Genomic DNA, 20,183 nt, shown 5'->3' with positions numbered 1-20,183 from the left:
CTACTTTCAGCAGGACGGGTTGGCGGACGGAAGGTGCCCGCACTACCGGGCGCTAGGCCGATGATAACCGGTCGAGCCTGTCGCGTGCGCCTGCGGCCGAGCAAGACCCGTGCGCCGGGATTCCAGGACCTGCCTGTTTCAGCTCAGGCGCGGCCTTCCGCCAGGAATGGCAAGGCGCGTGCCAGCAGCTGCTCGGGCGCCTCTTCCGGGATGTAATGGCCGCAAGGCAGGGTTTCGCCCTCGACCCGGTCCGCCACCTGGCGCCATTCGCGCAGGGGCTCGAAGCAGCGGTGCACCACGCCCTGCTCGCCCCAGAGCACGAGCAGGGGCATCGCCAGGCGGCGACCGGAGGCAATGTCCTCGCGGTCGTGCTCGAGGTCGATGCCGCTTGACGCCCGGTAATCCTCGCACAGGCCGTGCGCGGCGCCCGGCAGTGCCAGGCAGCGCGTGTACTCGGCCAGGGCACGCGGATCGAAGGGGGCAAGGCCCGCGCTCCTGCGTCCCATGACGTCGCGGATATAGGCGGCCGGATCGGCTTCGATCAGGCGCTCGGGCAAGGGCGCGGGCTGGATCAGGAAGAACCAGTGCCAGTAGGCGCGCGCGAACTGCTCCGTGGTCTGGGCGTACATCGCCACCGTGGGCGCGATGTCGAGCAGTACCATGCGCTCGACGGCCTGCGGATGATCGGCCGCCAGGCGATGCGCGACGCGGGCGCCACGGTCGTGCGCCAGCACCCTGAAGCTGGCGAAACCGAGCGCGCGCATCGCGGCCAGCATGTCGCCCGCCATGGTGCGCTTGCTGTAGGCGGCGTGTCCATCGTCGCCGGCCGGCTTGGACGAGTCGCCATAGCCGCGCAGGTCGCAGGCGACGACGGTGAAGCGCTCGCACAATGCGGGCGCGACGCGATGCCAGATCGCGTGCGTCTGCGGGTGGCCGTGCAGCAGGAGCAGCGGCGGGCCCTTGCCGCCGACCAGCGCGTGAATGGATATGCCCGGCGCAAGCTCGATGTCGCGCGCGCTGAATCCCGGAAACAGGTCGAGGTCGCTCATGCTGCCGCCCCGATGCACGCTGCCCCGTCGAGCCTGGTGCGTGCGTGCGCGGCAACGTCCGCCAGCCAGGGCTGGTCCTGGCGCCACCGGCGGGCAAAGGCTTCGATGGCAGGCAGGTGCAGCAGCGACGCGCCCAGCATGTCGAGGCCGTCCAGGAACATGCGGCGATGGCGTTCGCTGAGCGTGAAGCCGGTCGTGCCGACGCTGCTCGCGACTTCCAGCCGTTCGACGTCGATGCGCAGCTGCAGCGGCCCTTCGTGCGCGAACAGCTGCTCCATATAGGCTTCCGGCACGGTGGCGAGCATGAGCCCATTGTTCATCGCGTTCGAATAAAAAATCTCGCCGAAGCTCGATGCGACGACTGCACGCACGCCGAACTGCTGCAGTCCCCACACGGCGTGCTCGCGGCTCGAGCCGCAGCCGAAGTTGGCCCCGCCGAGGAGAATGGGCGCGCCCGCGTAGGCCTCCTGGTTCAGGACGAAATCGGGGCGCGGTGCACCGCTGCCGTCGAAGCGCAGGTCGTACAGGATGCCGCGGTCCAGGCCCGCCTTGTCGATGCCCCGCAAAAACTGTTTCGGGATGATCTGGTCGGTGTCGAGATTGGCGAGGGGAAGCGGCGCGGCGATCCCCTCGATGATGGTGTGCGTCATTGTGCAGCCTCCATGAAGGTTCGGACGTCGGTGATCTTGCCGGTCACCGCGGCGGCGGCGGCCATGGCTGGGCTCATCAGGTGGGTGATGGCGCCGCGTCCCTGCCGTCCTTCGAAATTGCGGTTCGTGGTCGAGGCGCAGCGGGTACCAGGCGCCAGCACGTCGTCGTTCATCGCCAGGCACATCGAGCAGCCGGGTTTGCGCCATTCGAAGCCGGCCGCGATCAATTGCGCCGCGATGCCTTCCCGTTCGGCCTGCTCGCGCACCGCGCCCGATCCGGGTACGACCATCGCGCGCACGCCCGGCGCCACCTTGTGTTCGCCCACCACTTCGGCCACCGCGCGCAGGTCCTCGATGCGGCCGTTGGTGCACGATCCGATGAACACGTGCTGGACGGCGATGCCCTCCAGAGGCGTGCCGCTGGCAAGCCCGGCGTACTGCAGCGCCCGCGCGTCGGAGGCGTCGCGTGCCGGCGGGATCGTGCCCGTGATCGGCATCGCCTGGTCGGGACTGGTTCCCCAGGTCACGGTCGGCGCCAGCGTCGAGGCGTCGAATACGTGCTCGACCTCGAACACGGCATCCTGGTCGCTGAACAGGGTGCGCCAGTGCGCCCGTGCCCGCGCGGCCATGTCGGCGTCGCCGGCCAGGTCCGGGCAGTGTTGCATCACATAACGTATGGCTGTCTCGTCGGGCGCGATCAGGGCGCCGCGCGCGCCTGCTTCCACCGCCATATTGCACAGCGTGAAGCGCGCCTCGATGCTCAGCGCGGCGATCGCCGAACCGCAGAACTCGACCACATAGCCGCGCGCGCCCTGGGCGCCGATCCGGGCAATGACCATCAGGATCATGTCCTTGGCCGTGGTGCCGGCCGGCAGCTGGCCGTCGATGCGGATCCGCATGTCGCCGGCCAGGCGGTAGACCAGGGTCTGGGTCGCCAGCAAATGCTCGACCTCGGTGGTGCCGATGCCGAACCCGAGCGCCCCGAGCGCCCCGTAGGTCGTCGTATGGCTGTCGCCGCAGATGACCACCATGCCGGGGCGGATCATGCCGTGTTCCGGCGCGATCACGTGTTCGATGCCCTGGAAGCGGTCGTTGGTGTCGAACAGGGGAATGCCGTGGCGCTCGCAGTTGCGCTTCAGGTTGCTGGCCTGGAGGGCCGAGTCGGTATCCGCGATGATCCGCAGTTGATCGGCATGGGTCGGGATGATGTGGCTGACCGTGGCCACGTTCTGCCCCGGATACAGGGTTTTCAGGCCTCGTTCGTGGAGGCCGGCGAAGGCCTGGGGACTGGTGTACTCGTTCATCAGGTGCAGGTCGGCGTACAGCAGGACATTGTCCGCGTCCAATTGCACGACTGTGTGTGCAGCCACCAGCTTTCGGTAAAGGGTCTTGCTCATTTTGCTTGCCTGGTTAAGGTTATTCGGCGGTGATGCCGCGGTCCTTGATCAGCTTGCCCCATGAAACGAGTTCCTGCGACAGGCGGGCCTGGGCCTGGGCCGGCGTGGACGGAATCGGGTCGAAGCCGTCCTTCACCAGTTTTTCCTTCAGTTGCGGCGACGTGATCGCCTTGTTCAAGGCGCCGTTCAGCTTGTCGATGATCGGCTGCGGGGTGCCGGCCGGCGCGAACACGATGAACCAGGTCTCGAAACTATAGCCGGGCGCGCCCGATTCCTGCAGGGTCGGCACGTTCGGCAGCAGCGGCGAACGCTTCGGCCCGGTGACACCGATGGCGCGCAGCTTGCCGCCGTTCACGTGCGGCACGACCGCGGACAGGACCGGGAAGCTCATGTCCACCACGCCGGCCATGGTGTCGACCAGAGCCGGACCGCCGCCTTTATAGGGGATGTGGGCGATGTCGGTGCCGGTCACGTCCTTGAACAGCTCGGCCGACATGTGGAAGGTGCTGCCGGGACCGGCGGAACCATAGGTGTACTTGCCGGGCTTCGCCTTCACTGCCGCGAGCAGCTCTTTGGTGTCCTTGCCCGGGAAGGCCGGGTTGACGACCAGCACGTGCTGGGAGGTGGCGACCATGCCGATCGGCGCCAGGTCCTTCAGCGTGTTGTAGGGCATCTTCGCGAACAGTGCGGGATTGATCGCCAGCGACACGGTCTGCAGGCCGATCGTGTACCCGTCCGGGGCCGCCTTGGCCACCGCATCGACGCCGATGTTGCCGCCGGCGCCGGCCTTGTTCTCGACGTACAACGTGCCGCCCAGCGCCTTCGCCCATTCGTCGCCAATGCGGCGCGCGACGATGTCGGCGCTGCCGGCAGGGGCGTAAGGCACGATCAGGCGGATCGGGCGCGAGGGATAGGTCTCGGCATGGGCAAGGGTCGATGCAAAGGCGGCCAGCGCCAGCAGGGCAAGTTTGATCTTCATGGGTCTCCTCCAATGGATGGAATGGTCGTTCCGGATCGCTGCCGGATAACAACATGATATTCAAAATATGAAGTCGTATAATGAATATTTCCGAACTTGATTCGGTCCTCACAGTTACGAATCGGACTGACGAATGGATAGCCTCGACGATTTGTCCTTCTTTGCCGTGGTCGTCAAACGCGGCAGCCTGGCCGCCGCTGCCCAGGAGCTCGGCATCACGCCGCCGGCCGTCAGCAAGCGCCTGGCCGCGATCGAGGCGCGCCTGCGCGTGCGCCTGCTGAACCGCACCACGCGGCGCATGAGCCTGACCCCGGAAGGCGAAGCCTGGCTGGGCGAAGGCGGCCGCCTGGTCGCCGAACTGGAAGAACTGGAACGCAAGATCTCCGGCGGCAGCGTGGTGCCGCAGGGCCTGCTGCGCCTGAATGCCACGCTCGGCTTCGGCCGCAAATACGTCACGCCCGAGCTGTCGCGCTTTGCGCGCGCCTATCCCGGGGTGGAGGTGCAGATGCACCTGAGCGACCGCCCGGTCAACCTGGTGGAACAGGCCTTCGACCTGGCGATCCGCTTCGGCGAACAGCCGGACGCGCGCATCACCGCGCGCAAGCTGGCCGACAACCGGCGCTTCCTGTGCGCATCTCCCTCTTACATCGCGGCGCACGGCATGCCGGCCTCCCCGCGCGACCTGCACCGGCACAGCTGCATCGTGCTGCGCGAAAGCGACGAAATCTACGGCAGCTGGCAGTTCCGTTCAGGGTCGCGCCAGGAGACCGTCAAGGTGCGTGGACCGCTCAGCACGAACGACGGCGAGGCGGCGCTGTCCTGGGCGCTCGACGGACATGGCATCGTGCTGCGTTCGGAATGGGATGCAGCGCCCTATCTGCGTTCGGGGCGGCTGCAGTTGCTGCTCGAGGACTGGGCGCCGCCGCCGGCCGACATCTATATCCTGTTTCCAACCAAAAGCCATTTGCAGGCGAAGACGCGGGCGATGGTCGATTTCATGCTTGACGCGTTTGCCGACAGGCGCGGGACGGAGAGGATGCGCAGCGGGGGCAGCCTGCTCTGGTGAGCCACCCGCAAGAACGGGCCTGTGCCGAAGCAGGTCTACTGGCGGCGGGCAGGTGTCGCCAGATCGCACTGTTCGGCCGGCGCAGTCTTGCCGCAATGCTTGAAGAACAGCTTTGCGAGGTCGACCGCCATTTTCACATCCATCGACCTCAGGTTCGCATTGGAATCGCACCCACATCCTGTGAGTCCTCCTTGCCTGGCGGACTACAGCAAGGCCCCCAGCTCCACCTGAATCTTGATCATTGCCGGCAGACAGCGCTCGACCATCTGCTCGATCGGCAAACGCCCCGCGTGCACGCTGACATTCATTGCCGCCACCACGTCCCCCCGGAAATTCTTGACAGGCACGGCGATCGTCCTCAATCCCAGTTCCAGTTCCTGGTCGACCAGCGCATAGCCCTGGGCGCGGGCACGGGCAATTTCCAGCGCCAGCCGTTCGCGGTTGACGATCGTATGCGTGGTAATCGCCTCGGGATGGGCTCGCGCGAGAAAGGCCTCGATCTGCGCCTGCGGCAGGCTGGCCAGCAGCATGCGTCCGTTCGCCGTGCACCAGGCCGGCACGCGCGTGCCCGGCTGCAGCGTGGCCGACACCAGCTGGCCGGCGCTGACCGCCGCCACGCAGACCAGCTGGTCGTGGTCGAGCACGCCGACCGAGGCGGCCTCCCCCAGCGAATACGCGAGCCGGTACAGCAGCGGCTGGGCAATGCGCGGCAGGCGCGCCGAGTGCAGGTAGCTCTGGCCCAGGCGCAGCACGGCCGGCGTCAGCGAAAACAGTTTGTTTTCGTGGCGCATGTAGCCGAGGTGGGTCAGCGTGATCAGGTAGCGGCGCGCGGCGGCGCGGGTCAGGCCGGTGGATTCCGCGACCTCGGCAATGGAGAGGCGCGAGCGTTCCTGGTCGAAGGCTTCGATCACCTTCAGCCCCTTTTCGAGGCCGGCGACGAGGTCGCGTTCAAGCGGCGGGTCGGTTTCCGTGGGCATAAGCGCAAATAAACGGGGAATTGTGCGAGTATCGCACAAAGTGTGCGCACTGCGGACGGCCCTGGCCCTCTGCCGCTTGTGAGCCACGCAAGGCTGGCCTACCATTTATTGCATCGACAAGACCACCTGAAGGAGACACGCCGTGAAATTCGATCCAGTCGAGCCGGGCATTTATCCGGAACTCATCTATCCCGCCTACAAATCCACCGTCAAGCGCGGCCCGCAGCAGCCGGCCCTGCGCATCGAGGCGCCGGTGCCGACCAGCCGCAACATCGTCGCCGGCCCGCACATCCTGCTGCCGCACGATACCGACCTGACGGCCCATGGCGCGAGCGAGCCGCTGGGCGAGAAGATCGTCGTCACCGGCCGCGTTGTCGACGAAGACGGCAAGCCGGTGCGCAATTCGCTGGTCGAAGTCTGGCAGGCGAACTCGGCCGGCCGCTACTGGCACAGCCGCGACCAACACGCCGCCCCGCTCGACCCGAATTTCCACGGCCTCGGCAAGATGCTGACCGACGACGACGGCCGCTACCGTTTCGTCACGATCAAGCCCGGCCCCTACCCCTGGGGCAACCACGACAAGGCCTGGCGCCCGGCCCACATCCATTTTTCGCTGTTCGGCAACGTGTATGCCCAGCGCCTGGTGACCCAGATGTATTTTCCGAGCGACCCGCTGTTCGACTACGACCCGATCTTCCAGAGCGTTCCGGACGAAGCGGCACGCCAGCGCCTGATCTCGCGCTTCAGCATGGAACAGACGGTCGGCGGCGAAATGCTCGGCTACGAATTCGACATCGTCCTGCGCGGACGCAACGCCACGCCGATGGGCCTGTAAGGAGACGACCATGAGCAACGCATCGAACAAAATCACCACCTCGCAAACCATCGGTCCCTTCTCGCACGAGGCATGGCAATGGGCGGTCGACGCCTGCATCCCCGGCAACCTGAAAACGACGGGCGACACCGTCCTCGTCACCGGCAACATCTATGACGGCGACGGCGCCCCGATCAACGACGCCCAGATCGAGGCCTGGACGCCGATTGGTGCCGCCCTGGAGCCGGAGCAGATGATTCCGGGCTTCCGCCGCGTGCCGAGCGGCGCCGACGGCGAATTCAGCCTGCGCGTCTCGCTGCCGCAACCGGCCGTCCGTGGCGAGCCGCTGATGTACGTGACCGTGTTCGCGCGCGGCCTGGTGCTGCACCAGTTCACGGCCGTCTTCCTGGAAGACGACGCCGGCCTGGCCGAATCGACCATCCTGAACCAGGTCCCGGAAGCGCGCCGCGCGACCCTGCTTGCGCGCCGCACCGGCGAGGGGCAGTATCACTGGGATATCCGGATGCAGGGCGAAGCGGAAACCGTTTTCTTCGACTACGCATGACCTGCCTCCACCAAGAGGCGAAGTTCAAGGACCACCTATGAGCGTATCGATCTTCGACAGTTTCCTCACCACGCCCGAGATGATCGCCGCCTTCGACGACGCGGCCATCGTCGGGGCGATGTTCCGCTACGAAGCGGCACTGGCGCGGGCCCAGGCCGAGGAAGGCCTGATTCCGCACGCCGCGGCGAGCGCGATTGCGGGCGTCTGCAAGGCCGACCTCTACGACATCCCGGCCCTGATCCACGCCGGCCGCCGCGCCGGCAGCCTCGCCATCCCGCTCGTGAAGGAACTGACCAGGACCGTCGCCCTCTACGACGAGGAGGCGGCGCGCCACGTGCACTGGGGCAGCACCAGCCAGGACGTGATCGACACCGCGCTGGTGCTGGCCACGCGCGCGGCCCTGCAGCTGCTCGACGATGAGCTGGCGGAGCTGGGCGTCCACCTGGCGGCGCTGGCCGAACAGCACCTGGCCACGCCGGTGCTGGCGCGCACGCTGATGCAACCGGCCCAGGTGACGAGTTTCGGCTTCAAGGCAGTCGGCTGGCTGGCGCCGCTCGTACGCGCGCGTGCCGCGCTGCGCGCGACCGCCGCGCACGCCTTGCAGCTGCAACTGGGCGGCGCCGTCGGCACCCTCTCCGTCATGAAGGAGCAGGGGGCGGCGGTGGCCGCGCGCGTCGCGCAACAGCTTGGCCTCAAAGTCGCCGACGCCGCCTGGCATACGCAGCGCGACGAGTGGGTCCGGCTCGGCATGGAAGTGGCGGTCCTGACGGGCAGCCTCGGCAAGCTCGCGACCGACCTTTCGCTGATGGCGCAAGGCGAGATTGCGGAACTGGCCGAACCCTCGGGCAATGGCCGCGGCGGCTCGTCGGCGATGCCGCACAAGAGGAATCCCGTCTCCAGCATGATCGCGCTGGCCGCTTCCCGCCGCACGCCCCAGCATGCGGCGGCGTTGCTGGCCTGCATGGACCAGCAGCACGAGCGCGGCTTGGGCAACTGGCAGGCCGAACTGGCCGAGTGGCCGCCGCTGTTCCTGTCGGCGCACGGCGCGCTGCACGCATTGAACGACGCCTTTGCCGGCCTCACGGTCGACCGCGAACGGATGCTGCGCAATATCGCGGCGCTGCAGGGACTCGTGTTCGCCGAGAGCGCCTCGAGCTACCTGGCCGGCGCCATCGGCCGTCCCGCCGCGCATGCGCTGCTGGAAGGCCTGACGCGCCGGGTCACGAGCGAAGGCCGTCCGCTCGATGCCTTGCTGGCCGATGCCGTCAAGGCCGATCCGCAGCTTGCCGCCCACGTCGACCTGCAGCAGCTCGCCACGCTGTTCGACCCGGTCGCCGCCCTCGCACCGGCGCGGCGCCTGGCCGCCAGCCAGCTCGACGCCCTGCGCCAGCGCATGGCGGAGCTGGATACCACCCACCCTTTTCATGAGGCAGACGACGCATGAGTTTCGACCCGCTTGACCACGATTTCGAACGCGGCCTGCAAAACCGCCGCACCATCCTTGGCGACGCCTGGGTCGACCGTTCGATCAACAACGCCAACAGCTTCAATGCCGACTTCCAGAACCTGATCACGCGCTTCGCCTGGAACGAGATCTGGGGCCGGCCCGGCCTGGACCACAAGACGCGGCGTGCAATCGTCCTCTCGATCACGACCGCGCTCGGGCGCTGGGAAGAGTTCGAGCTGCACGTGCGCGCGGCCCTGCTCGGCGACGAGAGCAGCCGCCTCACACCCGACGAGATCAAGGAAATCCTGATGCAGTCGGCCATCTACGCGGGCGTGCCGGCCGCGAACACCGCCTTCGCGCACACGCTGGCGATCCTGCGCGAAGTGGGCGAGCAGATCGGCTATGCGCTCGAACCGGCGGCGCCGGGGGCCGTCGCGCACCCGGGCGTCGGACGCGAAGGCCGCACCGCGAGCAGCCCTGCCCTGCACTACAGCGTGCGCGAGCCGAGGAATGGCAAGGCGCCGCGCCACACGGTGGTGCTGAGCCATGCGCTCGGCTGCGACCTGACGATGTGGGACAGCCTTGCGAACCAGCTGGCGCTGGATAAGCGCGTGATCGCCTACGACCACCGCGGCCACGGCAGCTCGGATGCGCCTGACGCGCTGTATTCGATGGCGGACCTGGCCGACGACGCCGCGCGCCTGCTGCGCGAGCTCGATACCGGGCCGGTGGTCTGGGTCGGCCTGTCGATGGGCGGCATGGTGGGCCAGGAGCTGGCCCTGCGCCATCCGTCGCTGGTGCGGGCGCTGGTGCTGGCGAATACGACCAGCGGCTATCCGGAAGCGGCGCGCGCGGTGTGGGAACAGCGCATCGCAACCGTACGCGCCGAGGGCATCGAGGCGATCGCGGATGCGGTGATGGGACGCTACTTCCACGACGCCTTCCGCGCGCAGAAGGCGGCGACTGTCGCGCGCTTCCGGCGCCGGCTGGTCACGACCGATGCGACCGGCTATGTCGGCTGCTGCGAGGCGGTGGGCAAGGTCGATACGGGGTCGCGGCTTGGGCAAATCGGCGTGCCGACCCTGGTGATTGCCGGCGAACTCGATCAGGGGACGCCGGTGGCGATGGCGCAGGCGCTGGCTGAAGGAATTCCCGGCGCGCGGCTGGAAGTGCTGCAGGATGCTTCGCACCTGAGCGCGGCCGAGCAGCCGGAGGCGTTTGCGGCAAGCGTCGTCGGGTTCGTGGCGGGGCTGTAATCCGTAGGGTGGGCTCCGCCCACGCGGTTCACCACATGCATACCGAACCGTCTCCGCATACCGTGCGGCATGCGAAGGGTGTACCGCGTGGGCAGAGCCCACCCTACGTCGGCGTCACAGGTCGAGCACCAGCACCTTCGACTTGGAACGCGAGCAGCACGGCGTAAACTGATCGTTCGCCGCCTGCTCCTCCTCCGTCAGATACATGTCGCGGTGATCCGGCACGCCTTCCAGCACGCGCGTCAGGCAGGTCCCGCAGACTCCCTCCTCGCAGGAATACGGCACCTCGACGCCCGCATCAAGCAGCACCTTGATCACCGTCTGCCCCGGCGGCACCGTCAGCAGCTTGCCGCTGGACGCGAGCTTGACGTCGAAGGGCTGGTCGCCGGTGGTATCCACCGCCGCCGCGCTGAAGTATTCGACGTGCAGCTGGGCCGCCGGCCAGCCCTGCGCCTTGGCCGTGTCCAGCACGTACGAAATAAAACCCTGCGGACCGCACACGTACAGGTGGGTATCGGCCTGGGGATTGGCCAGCAGCGCCGCCATGTCGAGCTTCTGCGCCGCGTCGCCGCTGTCGTAGTGGAAGTGCACAAGGTCGCGCAAATGCGATTCGCCCAGGCGCTGCTTGAACGCCGCCTTTTCCGGCGAGCGCGCGCAGTAATGCATCTCGAAGGCGGCGCCCCTGGCGGCCAGCGTCTCGGCCATCGCCAGGATCGGCGTCACGCCGATGCCGCCGGCCAGCAGCAGGGTGCGTTTCGCCTCCACCAGCGGGAAGTGGTTCTTCGGCTCGGAAATGCGCAGGACCGAGCCGACGTCGATGTGGTCGTGCATCGCCTCGGAGCCGCCGCGCGAATCGGCGTCGCGCAGCACGCCGATCTGGTAGCGGTGGGTCTCGCCCGGCGCATTGCAGAGCGAGTACTGGCGAATCAGGTTGCCCGGCAGGTGGACGTCGACGTGGGCGCCGGCCTCGAAAGCCGGCAGCGCGCCGCCGTCGACGCGCACCAGCTCGTAGCTGCAGATGCCGTCGGCCTCGTTTTGCCTGGTCGCGACGCGGACTTCAATCGTGCTCATGGCGCGAACTCCTTCATCTCTTCTTTCTGCAGCCACTGATCGATGATGCGGCGCGACTGCACGCCGCCGGCGTCGATGTTCAACATGAGCAGCTTGCGCTCCGGGTGGCGCAGGATGTTCTGCTGCTGCAGCTCCAGCATCTCGCGGTCTTCGCCGAAGATCTTGCCCTGGCCTTCGCGGATGGTCTTCGTCAGCTCCGCATCCTCCGGCTTGAAGTTGCGCGCCATGCCCCAGAAATACCAGTGCGAGGTTTCGGTTTCGGGGGTGATGAAGTCGACCACGATGGAGGACGCCTTGTACTCGGCCGGCGCGTTGTAGCCGCCCTTGCCCGCATGCGCGACGCCGACCTCGATCATCACGTGGCTCGGCGCGTTGAAACGGCAGATCTGCCAGCGGTCGACCGGCACGTCGTCGGCCAGGTGGTTGCCGCGCAGGGCCGCCTGCCAGAACGGCGGCGGCATGATGTTTTCCATGAAGCGGCTGGTCACGACCTGCTCGCCCTCCACTTTGGTCGTGACCGGCGCCTCGTCGATTTCCTTCTGACCGATCGAGGACGCGTGGACATAGGTCTCGTGGGTCAGGTCCATCAGGTTGTCGACCATCAGGCGGTAGTCGCAGTTAATGTGGTACAGGCCGCCACCGTAGGCCCACTCGGGATTATCGGCCCACTCGAGGTGGTGGATGGTGGCCGGGTCAGCCGCTTCCTTGTCGCCGGTCCAGACCCAGATGAAGCCATAGCGCTCCTCGACCGGATAGCTGCGGATGCAGGGGAAGCCGCGCACGCGCTGGCCCGGCATGCTGATCGCCTTGCCTTCGCAGCCCATTTCCAGGCCGTGATAGCCACACACGAGGTTACCGTCGCGGACGAAACCGAGCGAAAGCGGCGCGCCGCGGTGCGGGCAGAAATCCTCGACCGCGGCGACCTTGCCGCCCTGGCCGCGATAGAACACGATCTTTTCGCCGCAGATCTGGCGACCCAGGGGCTTGCTGTCGATTTCATCGGGCGTGCAAGCTACATACCAGGCGTTTTTCGGGAACATCCTTGTCTCCTCCATCATGTGGAATTAATATTCAGTGTACTGAATGTCAGGAAAAGTATCACGCGTTTGCGGCACGAAGTAAACTGTGTTTTCAAACTTTTTTCATGGTGCGCTGCACCAACTCCTCATAAGCAATATGCCTACAGAAAAAGCACGCGATGGACGGGGCGAGATGCTCGATTTGTACCAGCATCCGGGCCATTTGCTGCGCCGTGCCCAGCAGATCTCGGTGTCGATTTTTTACGACGAAATGGGGAATGAACTGACGCCCGTGCAGTACGCGATCCTGAGCCGGCTGGCCGAACATCCGGGCATCGACCAGGTATCGCTGGCCGGCCTGGCGGCGATCGATACCTCGACCGGAGCGACCGTGTGCGCGCGGCTCGAAGAAAAGGGGCTGCTGGAGAGAAAGGTGATTCCGCATAACCGGCGCCAACGGGCCTTGAGCATCACGGCTGCCGGAAAGGCGCTGCTGGACGGACTGGTGCCGGGCGCGCAGCGGCTGCGGCAACGGCTGCTCGAGCCCTTGAGCGCAGACGAGCAGCGGGTCTTCATGGGCTTGCTGGCCAAGCTGGTGCACGAAAACAACGAGCAGAGCCGGGCGCCGCTGGCCCTGCCCGCGGCCGTGGACAATGCGGGCGCCTGAGCCTGCACCAAAAGGCCGATGTAGTCGTCGATATCCCCCCGCCTGCCCCCGTGACGGCCGCCGCTTTCGAAAGCTCAGCCGGTTGTCCTACAAGCAGCTGGGGTCGCGCCCCACGTTGTGCATTGCAGCATTGGCGATAATGTCTGAAAGAACTGGAGACTTCATCGATCTTTTAGGAGTCGCACATGCTGCATATCGTATTCAATGCCTGGACCTCGGCCGCACTGACGGGTTGGACCAATGTGTCCGGCCTCGGTGGGAGCCCCTCTGTCCAGGAGAAGGCAAGCGGCACATTCAACAGTGGCAAGTTCGAGAGCGCCGCCGGCACCCTGGACTATAAACTGTTTGTCCCGAGCACCTACGACGGGACACCCATGCCGCTGGTCGTCATGCTGCACGGCGGCGGTCAGGACGCGGATGATTTTGCGCGCGGCACCGGCATGAATGAGCTTGCCGAAGAATGCCGGTTTCTCGTGCTGTATCCCGAACAGTCCAGCGGCAGCAACTGGCAGCGATGCTGGAACTGGTTCGAGAAAGCACACCATGAACGCGGCCAGGGAGAGCCGGCCCTGATCGCTGGAATGACGCGCGAAATACTGTCCGGATATGCCGTCGACGAGACCAGGGTCTGTATTGCCGGCTTGTCCGCGGGCGGCGCGATGGCCGTCATCATGGGCCGTGTCTACCCCGACCTGTTCACTGCGGTCGGCTGTCACTCCGGCCTGGCGCATCGCAGTGCGACGGACGGCTATGCCGCATTGCAGGCGATGCGCGATGGTGTCGATGCATGCCAGGTCGCTCAAAACGAATCCTCCCCGGGCGTTCCCGTCATCGTCTTCCATGGCGATATGGACACGACCGTCCACGTGAAGAACAGCACGGGTATCGTCCAGCAGTCGATCGACACCTATCTCGCGCAAACGCTGGACGAGGAGGTGGAACTTGCGTTTTCGGAAAACACCGGCGAAACGGCCAGCCGGCGCTTTACCCGCAGCGTCCACTGCGGGAAAGCCGGCGAGGTCGTCGCCGAACACTGGACCTTGCACGGGGCCGGCCATGCCTGGTCGGGCGGAAACCGCCGTGGAAGTTACACGGACGCGCATGGGCCGGATGCGAGCAAGGAAATGCTCCGGTTTTTCCACCTGCCCGTGCCTGGCGATACCGAGCGCCTGGTCCAGTGACGATCGTTCGAACCCCGGCTGCAGGAGCCTGAACCCCGGCACCGACGCCTTTACTCCACGCCAGGATCCTTGAACTTCTCGACCTTGTCGAATTCGACGTTGTACACGCCGCCATCGACCTGCTCTGCCTTGCGGATATACACCGTCTGGACGATGTCGCGGGTGGCCGGATCGATCGTGACCGGGCCGCGCACGCTCGTCCAGGACTGGCCTTTCATCGCTTCCAGCAGGGCCGGGCCCTCGCTCTTGCCGCCGGTTTTCTTCAAAGCGGCGTACAACAGGTGCATGCCGTCATAGGCACCGACGGCGTGGAAGTTCGGGCGCATGTTCTTGTTCGCCTTGGTGAAGGCGGCCACGAAGGCCTTGTTTTCCGGTGACGGATGGGCGGCCGAGTAATGGTGGCTGCTGACCACGCCCAGGGCCGCAGGGCCGATGCTCGGCATCAGGTCGTCGTCGAGCACGTCGCCGGTGGCGATCAGCCTGATGCCGGCTTGCGCCAGGCCGCGGTCGGTGAACTGCTTCAGGACGGCCGCGCCCTCGCCCGACGGCACGAAGACGAACAGGGCGTCCGGCTTGGCGTCCTTCACGCGCTGCAGGAAGGGCGAGTAATCCGGGTTGCGTAGCGGCGCGCGCAGCGAGGCGACAATCTTGCCGCCGGCCTTGGTGAAGTCCTTCACGAAGACCTTCTCGGCGTCGATGCCGGGGCCGTAGTCGGACACAAAAGTCACGACCGACTTGATCTTGTTCTTCGCCGCCCACTGCGCCATCGGCGCCGTCACCTGCGCCAGCGTGAAGCCGGTGCGCACGATGTAGGGCGAGCGTTGCGGAATGACGGAAGTGGCCGCGTTCATGACGATCATCGGCACCTTCGCCTGCGTGGCCACCGGGGCGGCGGCAAAGGCGAGCGGCGTCAGGCCGAAGCCGGCCAGCACCTGCACCTTGTCGCGCGAAACCAGTTCCTGGGCGATGCGCTTGGTGACGTCCGGCGAGACGCCGCCGTCGTCCTTCAGGATGATCTGCACTTCGCGGCCGGCCACGGTTGCGCCGTTCTGCTGCATGAAGAGTTTGACGGCGGCGTCGACCTGGCGGCCGGTGGAGGCGAAGGGGCCGGACATCGGGACGATGAGGCCGACTTTCAGGGGCTCGGCGGCGGATGCCAGGCCGGCCGACAGCAAGGCGGCGCCGAGCAGGATGGTGCGGCGGGTGGTATTCAGGTGGTTCAAGGTTGTCTCCTGTTTTTTATGAGTGCGCTTGAAGGCGCTTTTTGTAGGGTGGGCTACGCCCACGCGGTGATACGTACTGGCTCCGATCTCGTGCTCGTCGATCTCGCCGTCGCGTATCACCGCGTGGGCGGAGCCCGGTGAAGCCGTCATTGAAGCCACTGGCTTCAATGACCCCTACGCAACGGCTACCAATCGGTCCAGCTTTTCGCCATCGGCCAGCAGGCTTGCCGAATCCGAGTCATGCACGATGCGGCCCCGATCCAGCACGATGGCGCGGGACGTGAGCGACAGCGCCAACCGCGCATGCTGCTCCACGACGATGACGGACATGCCCTCCTCCGCCACCAGCTTGCGAATGACGCGCACCAGCTCCTGCACGATGATCGGCGCGAGACCCTCCATCGGCTCGTCCAGCAGCAGGATGCGTGGGTTCGTCATCAGGGCGCGCGCAATCGCCAGCATCTGTTGCTCGCCGCCCGAGAGCTGGTTGCCCATGTTGGCGCGGCGCTCGAACAGGCGCGGGAAGATCTCGTAGATTTTCGCGAGGTTCCAGGGACCGGGACGGGCGACCACGGTCAGGTGTTCCTCGACGGTCAGCGAAGGGAACATGTGGCGTTCCTGCGGCACCCAGCCCAGGCCTGCGCGCGAGCGCTTCCAGGTCGCCACGCGGGCGATGTCGGCGCCGCCCCAGCGGATCGACCCCTTGTGCAGGCGCGTCAGGCCCATCAGGGTGACAAGCAGGCTGGTCTTGCCGACGCCGTTACGGCCCAGCAGCGCCAGGCTGTCTCCTTCGTTCATCGTGAACGACACGTCTTCCAGCACGATCGATTCGCCGTAGCCGGCGGTGACCTTGTCCAATGCCAGCAATTCAGCCATGTTCGGCCTCCCCCAGATACACTTCTTTTACGCGCGGGTCGGCGGCAATCTCGTCCGGCGTCCCTTCGGTCAGCACTTTCCCGCCCACGAGCACCGTGATGCGGTCGGCAAAGCGGAACACGAGTCCCATGTCGTGCTCGATGAAGACGACCGTCACGTCGCGCGGCAGCGCGGCGATGACTTCGAACAGTTCCTTGCTCTCGGCCGAGGGAATGCCGGCTGCCGGTTCGTCCAGCAGCAGGATCTTCGGTTTCGTGGCGAGGGCCAGCGCGATCTCGACCAGGCGCTGTTTGCCGTAGGCCATGCTTCGGGTGATCGAATTGGCTTCGTTCGTCAGCTTCAGCGTGGCCAGCAGCTCCATCGCCTCTTCCACCACCTCGTCATGCTTCTCGACCGTCTTCCACCACACCTTCTGCAGGCCGCGGCGTTCGCAAATCGCCAGCACCACCGATTCGAGCACGGTCATGCCCGCGAACAGGGTGTTGATCTGGAAGGTGCGCGTCATGCCGAGTTTGACGCGCTCGTGCTGCGGCAGCTTCGTGATGTCGTGGTTGCCCAGGTAGACCGCGCCGCTGGTCGGCGGGAAGCCGCCGGTCAGCAGATTGATGAACGTGGTCTTGCCGGCGCCGTTCGGGCCGATCAGCGCGTGGCGCGCGCCGGGCTCGAAGTTGAGCGTGATGTCGGTATTCGCCTTGAAGCCGCCCCATTGCTTCGAGAGCCCTTCGGTACGCAAGGTGTTCGTCATGCTGGCTCCTTAGGTTTGAATCGCGCGAAGATTTTTTCCGCGCCGCCCATGATCCCGCCGCGTGCGAACAGCACGATCAGCACGAGGAACAGGCCGATATAAAACTGCCAGTAGGCCGGATCGAGCCCCGAGATCTTGTCCTGCGCCACCATGAACACGGCCGCGCCGATCAGCGCGCCGTACAGGCGGCCGGTCCCGCCCAGCACCAGCATGATCAGGAGTTCCGCCGAACGCGGGAAGCCGAGTACGTCGAGGCCGACGAACTGGGTCGTCTGCGCCAGCAAGGCGCCCGCCACGCCGGCCACCGCCGCGCCGATCGTGAAGATGGCTTTCAGGCGGCGGTCGACGTTGGCGCCGATCGCCGGCATGCGCCGCCCGCCTTCGCGGATGCCGCGCAGCGACATGCCGAAGGGAGAATTCACCAGGCGGCGCAGCACCACGAACAGGAGGAACAGCACGCCGAAGCTGTACCAGAAGGCGGTCTTGCCATACAGGTCGAACTCGAACACGCCGAACAGCTTCCCCGTGGCCATGCCCGACAGGCCGTCGACCCCGCCGGTAATGAAGGCAGCCTTGTTGGCCGCTTCAAACAGCATCAGGCCGATGCCGAGCGTGACCATCAGGCGCGCCAGGTCCTGGCCGCGCACGACCAGGAAGCTGACGATGAAGCCCACGATGCCGGCGACGATTGCCGCCGCCAGCACCCCGGAAATCGGCTCGCCCCAGCCGTGCACGGACAGCAGGCCGGCCGTATAGGCGCCGAGCCCGAAGAAGGCCGCGTGGCCGAGCGAGACGATGCCGGCATAGCCCAGGATCAGGTCGAGCGACAGCGCGAACAGGCCGACGATCATGATCTGGCTGACCAGCACCAGGTAGTCCGGGAACAGGAAGTAGGACGCCACCGGCAGCAGCCAGAACGCGATCTCGAGCGGCTTCCAGCGGTCGTTCGGAAGGCGCAGCGCGGATTTGTCCATGGCGGTCACAGGCTCGTTATTGGAAGCACCGGCGGCGCTCTTGGCTTTCAGGGCGGAAGTGGAAAAGGCACTCATGCTTTCCTCCGCACCAGACCAAACGGGAACAGGATCAACAGGACGACCATCAGCGTGTAGATGACGAAGGCGCCCACTTCCGGCACATAGTATTTGCCGGCCACATCGAACACACCCAGGATCAGCGCCGCGATCAGCGGACCCTTGATCGAACCGGCGCCGCCGACGGCGACCACCAGCAGGAAATAGACCATGTATTTCACGGGGAAGCTCGGGTCCAGGCCCAGCACGTCGATGCCCAGGCCGCCGCCGAGGCCGGCCAGGCCGGAACCGAGGGCGAAGGTCAGCGAAAAGACGCGGCTGACGTTGATGCCGAGGCCCGCGGCGGCGGTCTGGTTGTCGACCGAGGCGCGGATCTGGGCGCCGAAGCGGGTACGCTCGATCAGCAGGTAGAGGCCGAGCGTGATCAGCACGACGACGCCGATCAGGAACAGGCGATAGGAACCGAGGTCCAGGCCGAGGACGTGCACCTGGCCGCGCAGCCAGTCCGGCAGGTTCACAGGCTGCTGGGTCGGCCCGAACAGGAAGGTGGCGCCGGCCACCGACATGAAGGTCAGGCCGATCGAGAACAGCACCTGGTCGAGGTGGGTCGCCTGGTACAGCTGGCGGTACAGGGTGCGTTCCAGCACCAGGCCGACCACCGCGGCCGCCAGGAAGGCGAGCGGCAGCGTGGCCAGGAAAGGCAGGCCCAGCTTGCTGAGCAAGGTGACGCAGACATAGCCGCCGACCATGGCAAAGGCGCCGTGGGCCAGGTTAATGAAGTTCATCATGCCCATCGTGACCGAGAGGCCGACGCTGATCAGGAATAACAGGCTGCCGTAGGCGATGCCGTCGAAGAGGACGCCGATGAAATTACCGATCATGGCCGCCTCCCCTGTGTCGTGAAGTGCTGGTTCATGCTTTTGTCTCCTGCTTATCGTTTTTCAGTGCTGCGGTACTGCCTCAGACCCGTTCGATCACCATCGCAATCCCCTGCCCCACGCCGATGCACATCGTGCACAGCGCGTAGCGCCCGCCGGTGCGGTGCAGCTGGTACATGGCGGTGGTGACGAGACGGGCGCCGCTCATGCCCAGCGGGTGGCCGAGGGCGATGCCGCCGCCGTAGGGGTTCACCCTCGGATCGTCGTCGGCAACGCCGAGTTCGCGCAACACGGCCAAGCCTTGCGATGCGAAGGCCTCATTGAGTTCGATGATGTCCATCTGGTCGATGGTCATGCCGAGCTGGGTCAAGAGCTTCTTGGTGGCCGGCGCCGGGCCGATGCCCATCACGCGCGGCGGCACGCCCGCGGTGGCCATGCCGACGATGCGGGCACGCCTGGTCAGACCGTATTTCTCGGCCGCTTCGCTGCTGGCCAGCAGCACGGCGCAGGCGCCGTCGTTCACGCCCGAGGCGTTACCGGCGGTGACGCTGCCTTCCGGATGCACGACGCCCTTGAGTTTCGCCAGGGCTTCGAGGCTGGTTTCGCGCGGATGCTCGTCCTTCTCGAAGCTGATGTGATCCCCTTTTTTCTGGGGAATCAGTACCGGGACGATCTCGTCCGCGAACAGGCCTTCGGCCTGGGCGCGCGCCGTCTTCTGCTGGCTGGCGAGCGCAAACTTGTCCTGGTCTGCGCGCGAGACCTTGTAGTCGACGGCGACGTTCTCGGCCGTCTCCGGCATCGAATCGGTGCCGTACTGGTGCTTCATCGCCTTGTTCGGGAAGCGCCAGCCGATCGTGGTGTCGTAAATCGTGGCCTGGCGCGAGAAGGCGGATTCGGCCTTGCCCATCACGAAAGGCGCGCGCGTCATCGATTCGACGCCGCCCGCGATCATCAGCTGCGTCTCGCCCGACTTGATGGCGCGTGCGGCGATGCCGATCGCGTCCATGCCCGAGCCGCACAGGCGGTTCACGGTGGTGCCCGGGACATCGGCCGGCAGGCCGGCCAGCAAGGACGACATGTGGGCCACGTTGCGGTTGTCTTCGCCGGCCTGGTTGGCGCAGCCGAAGATCACGTCGTCGACTTGCGTCCAGTCGACGCCGGGATTGCGCTTCATGAGTTCGCGCAGCGGGATGGCGCCGAGGTCGTCGGCACGGACGTCCTTCAGGGCGCCGCCGTAGCGGCCGATCGGGGTGCGGATTGCGTCGCAGATAAAAGCGTCGGTCATGATCATC

At 66.2% G+C, this 20,183-nt stretch carries 20 protein-coding genes; 7 read left to right on the top strand and 13 right to left on the bottom strand.

Annotated features, from left to right (window positions below):
- Positions 1-143 precede the first annotated feature (143 nt).
- The 4 genes from ACI48I_RS07510 to ACI48I_RS07495 are packed head-to-tail and all read right to left on the bottom strand — an operon-like array spanning position 144 to position 4,075.
- A complete protein-coding gene (locus tag ACI48I_RS07510; protein WP_498573781.1) occupies positions 144-1,049 on the bottom strand; it encodes an alpha/beta fold hydrolase in 906 nt (301 codons plus the stop codon).
- Positions 1,046-1,699, bottom strand: a complete 654-nt coding sequence (gene leuD, locus ACI48I_RS07505) for a 3-isopropylmalate dehydratase small subunit (RefSeq protein WP_498573780.1) — start codon at positions 1,697-1,699, stop codon at positions 1,046-1,048. Before leuD ends, ACI48I_RS07510 begins: the two co-directional genes overlap by 4 nt.
- Positions 1,696-3,096, bottom strand: a complete 1,401-nt coding sequence (gene leuC, locus ACI48I_RS07500) for a 3-isopropylmalate dehydratase large subunit (RefSeq protein ID WP_498573779.1) — start codon at positions 3,094-3,096, stop codon at positions 1,696-1,698. Before leuC ends, leuD begins: the two co-directional genes overlap by 4 nt.
- A 19-nt stretch (positions 3,097-3,115) precedes the next feature.
- On the bottom strand, positions 3,116-4,075 hold the full coding sequence (locus ACI48I_RS07495) for a tripartite tricarboxylate transporter substrate binding protein (RefSeq protein WP_193685286.1): 960 nt from the start codon (positions 4,073-4,075) through the stop codon (positions 3,116-3,118).
- A 133-nt stretch (positions 4,076-4,208) separates the two neighbouring features.
- On the opposite strand from ACI48I_RS07495, the gene ACI48I_RS07490 reads away from it, so the two are divergent.
- On the top strand, positions 4,209-5,141 hold the full coding sequence (locus ACI48I_RS07490) for a LysR family transcriptional regulator (RefSeq protein WP_498573778.1): 933 nt from the start codon (positions 4,209-4,211) through the stop codon (positions 5,139-5,141).
- Positions 5,142-5,344: 203 nt separating this feature from the next.
- Here ACI48I_RS07490 and ACI48I_RS07485 read toward each other — a convergent pair whose 3' ends face one another.
- Positions 5,345-6,118, bottom strand: a complete 774-nt coding sequence (locus ACI48I_RS07485; protein WP_193685284.1) for an IclR family transcriptional regulator domain-containing protein — start codon at positions 6,116-6,118, stop codon at positions 5,345-5,347.
- Positions 6,119-6,260: 142 nt separating this feature from the next.
- Between ACI48I_RS07485 and pcaH the strand changes: the two genes are divergently transcribed.
- The 4 genes from pcaH to pcaCD are packed head-to-tail and all read left to right on the top strand — an operon-like array spanning position 6,261 to position 10,200.
- On the top strand, positions 6,261-6,953 hold the full coding sequence (pcaH, locus tag ACI48I_RS07480; protein WP_193685283.1) for a protocatechuate 3,4-dioxygenase subunit beta: 693 nt from the start codon (positions 6,261-6,263) through the stop codon (positions 6,951-6,953).
- A gap of 10 nt (positions 6,954-6,963) precedes the next feature.
- The gene (locus ACI48I_RS07475) at positions 6,964-7,497 is read left to right on the top strand and encodes a peptidase associated/transthyretin-like domain-containing protein (RefSeq protein WP_193685282.1); all 534 of its coding nucleotides are present in this window, start codon (positions 6,964-6,966) and stop codon (positions 7,495-7,497) included.
- Positions 7,498-7,534: 37 nt separating this feature from the next.
- On the top strand, positions 7,535-8,941 hold the full coding sequence (pcaB, locus tag ACI48I_RS07470; protein WP_498573777.1) for a 3-carboxy-cis,cis-muconate cycloisomerase: 1,407 nt from the start codon (positions 7,535-7,537) through the stop codon (positions 8,939-8,941).
- On the top strand, positions 8,938-10,200 hold the full coding sequence (gene pcaCD, locus ACI48I_RS07465) for a bifunctional 4-carboxymuconolactone decarboxylase/3-oxoadipate enol-lactonase PcaCD (RefSeq protein WP_498573776.1): 1,263 nt from the start codon (positions 8,938-8,940) through the stop codon (positions 10,198-10,200). The genes pcaB and pcaCD overlap by 4 nt, the downstream gene beginning before the upstream one ends.
- Before the next feature lie 114 nt (positions 10,201-10,314).
- Here the strand turns inward: pcaCD and ACI48I_RS07460 are convergent, their stop codons facing one another.
- Together ACI48I_RS07460 and ACI48I_RS07455 are read right to left on the bottom strand one after the other, a co-directional pair.
- Positions 10,315-11,271 (bottom strand): PDR/VanB family oxidoreductase, encoded by a 957-nt coding sequence (locus ACI48I_RS07460; protein WP_498573775.1) that lies wholly within the window; start codon positions 11,269-11,271, stop codon positions 10,315-10,317.
- Entirely contained in the window at positions 11,268-12,311 is a 1,044-nt protein-coding gene (locus ACI48I_RS07455; RefSeq protein WP_193685278.1) for an aromatic ring-hydroxylating dioxygenase subunit alpha, read from the bottom strand. Before ACI48I_RS07455 ends, ACI48I_RS07460 begins: the two co-directional genes overlap by 4 nt.
- 136 nt (positions 12,312-12,447) lie before the next feature.
- On the opposite strand from ACI48I_RS07455, the gene ACI48I_RS07450 reads away from it, so the two are divergent.
- Both ACI48I_RS07450 and ACI48I_RS07445 read left to right on the top strand, forming a co-directional pair.
- On the top strand, positions 12,448-12,957 hold the full coding sequence (locus tag ACI48I_RS07450; protein WP_193685277.1) for a MarR family winged helix-turn-helix transcriptional regulator: 510 nt from the start codon (positions 12,448-12,450) through the stop codon (positions 12,955-12,957).
- Between the two features lie 185 nt (positions 12,958-13,142).
- Positions 13,143-14,138, top strand: a complete 996-nt coding sequence (locus tag ACI48I_RS07445) for an extracellular catalytic domain type 1 short-chain-length polyhydroxyalkanoate depolymerase (protein ID WP_193685276.1) — start codon at positions 13,143-13,145, stop codon at positions 14,136-14,138.
- Positions 14,139-14,188: 50 nt separating this feature from the next.
- Here ACI48I_RS07445 and ACI48I_RS07440 read toward each other — a convergent pair whose 3' ends face one another.
- The 6 genes from ACI48I_RS07440 to pcaF form a co-directional block, all read right to left on the bottom strand.
- The gene (locus ACI48I_RS07440; RefSeq protein ID WP_498573974.1) at positions 14,189-15,352 is read right to left on the bottom strand and encodes an ABC transporter substrate-binding protein; all 1,164 of its coding nucleotides are present in this window, start codon (positions 15,350-15,352) and stop codon (positions 14,189-14,191) included.
- A 183-nt stretch (positions 15,353-15,535) separates the two neighbouring features.
- Positions 15,536-16,237: an ABC transporter ATP-binding protein gene (locus ACI48I_RS07435; protein WP_193685275.1), complete on the bottom strand. Its 702-nt coding sequence runs from the start codon at positions 16,235-16,237 to the stop codon at positions 15,536-15,538.
- Positions 16,230-16,982, bottom strand: a complete 753-nt coding sequence (locus ACI48I_RS07430) for an ABC transporter ATP-binding protein (protein ID WP_193685274.1) — start codon at positions 16,980-16,982, stop codon at positions 16,230-16,232. Before ACI48I_RS07430 ends, ACI48I_RS07435 begins: the two co-directional genes overlap by 8 nt.
- Entirely contained in the window at positions 16,979-17,956 is a 978-nt protein-coding gene (locus ACI48I_RS07425; protein ID WP_193689012.1) for a branched-chain amino acid ABC transporter permease, read from the bottom strand. The genes ACI48I_RS07430 and ACI48I_RS07425 overlap by 4 nt, the downstream gene beginning before the upstream one ends.
- Before the next feature lie 71 nt (positions 17,957-18,027).
- Positions 18,028-18,894, bottom strand: coding sequence for a branched-chain amino acid ABC transporter permease (locus ACI48I_RS07420; protein WP_193685273.1), 867 nt, complete (start codon positions 18,892-18,894; stop codon positions 18,028-18,030).
- A 79-nt stretch (positions 18,895-18,973) separates the two neighbouring features.
- Positions 18,974-20,176, bottom strand: a complete 1,203-nt coding sequence (pcaF, locus tag ACI48I_RS07415; RefSeq protein ID WP_193685272.1) for a 3-oxoadipyl-CoA thiolase — start codon at positions 20,174-20,176, stop codon at positions 18,974-18,976.
- Positions 20,177-20,183 lie beyond the last annotated feature (7 nt).

Source organism: Massilia sp. LXY-5 (genome assembly GCF_059801075.1).
The sequence above is the reverse complement of the archived record's forward strand: the minus strand, read 5'-3'. Positions and strand labels throughout refer to the sequence as shown.

Coding starts and splice junctions, on each gene's coding strand:
- ACI48I_RS07510 (WP_498573781.1), bottom strand. CDS start 1,049: ATGAGCGACCTCGACCTGTTTCCGGGATTCAGCGCGCGCGACATCGAG.
- leuC (WP_498573779.1), bottom strand. CDS start 3,096: ATGAGCAAGACCCTTTACCGAAAGCTGGTGGCTGCACACACAGTCGTG.
- ACI48I_RS07475 (WP_193685282.1), top strand. CDS start 6,964: ATGAGCAACGCATCGAACAAAATCACCACCTCGCAAACCATCGGTCCC.
- leuD (WP_498573780.1), bottom strand. CDS start 1,699: ATGACGCACACCATCATCGAGGGGATCGCCGCGCCGCTTCCCCTCGCC.
- ACI48I_RS07430 (WP_193685274.1), bottom strand. CDS start 16,982: ATGACGAACACCTTGCGTACCGAAGGGCTCTCGAAGCAATGGGGCGGC.
- pcaF (WP_193685272.1), bottom strand. CDS start 20,176: ATGACCGACGCTTTTATCTGCGACGCAATCCGCACCCCGATCGGCCGC.
- ACI48I_RS07460 (WP_498573775.1), bottom strand. CDS start 11,271: ATGAGCACGATTGAAGTCCGCGTCGCGACCAGGCAAAACGAGGCCGAC.
- ACI48I_RS07425 (WP_193689012.1), bottom strand. CDS start 17,956: ATGGACAAATCCGCGCTGCGCCTTCCGAACGACCGCTGGAAGCCGCTC.
- ACI48I_RS07490 (WP_498573778.1), top strand. CDS start 4,209: ATGGATAGCCTCGACGATTTGTCCTTCTTTGCCGTGGTCGTCAAACGC.
- ACI48I_RS07420 (WP_193685273.1), bottom strand. CDS start 18,894: ATGATCGGTAATTTCATCGGCGTCCTCTTCGACGGCATCGCCTACGGC.
- pcaCD (WP_498573776.1), top strand. CDS start 8,938: ATGAGTTTCGACCCGCTTGACCACGATTTCGAACGCGGCCTGCAAAAC.
- ACI48I_RS07450 (WP_193685277.1), top strand. CDS start 12,448: ATGCCTACAGAAAAAGCACGCGATGGACGGGGCGAGATGCTCGATTTG.
- ACI48I_RS07445 (WP_193685276.1), top strand. CDS start 13,143: ATGCTGCATATCGTATTCAATGCCTGGACCTCGGCCGCACTGACGGGT.
- pcaB (WP_498573777.1), top strand. CDS start 7,535: ATGAGCGTATCGATCTTCGACAGTTTCCTCACCACGCCCGAGATGATC.
- ACI48I_RS07485 (WP_193685284.1), bottom strand. CDS start 6,118: ATGCCCACGGAAACCGACCCGCCGCTTGAACGCGACCTCGTCGCCGGC.
- ACI48I_RS07435 (WP_193685275.1), bottom strand. CDS start 16,237: ATGGCTGAATTGCTGGCATTGGACAAGGTCACCGCCGGCTACGGCGAA.
- ACI48I_RS07495 (WP_193685286.1), bottom strand. CDS start 4,075: ATGAAGATCAAACTTGCCCTGCTGGCGCTGGCCGCCTTTGCATCGACC.
- ACI48I_RS07455 (WP_193685278.1), bottom strand. CDS start 12,311: ATGTTCCCGAAAAACGCCTGGTATGTAGCTTGCACGCCCGATGAAATC.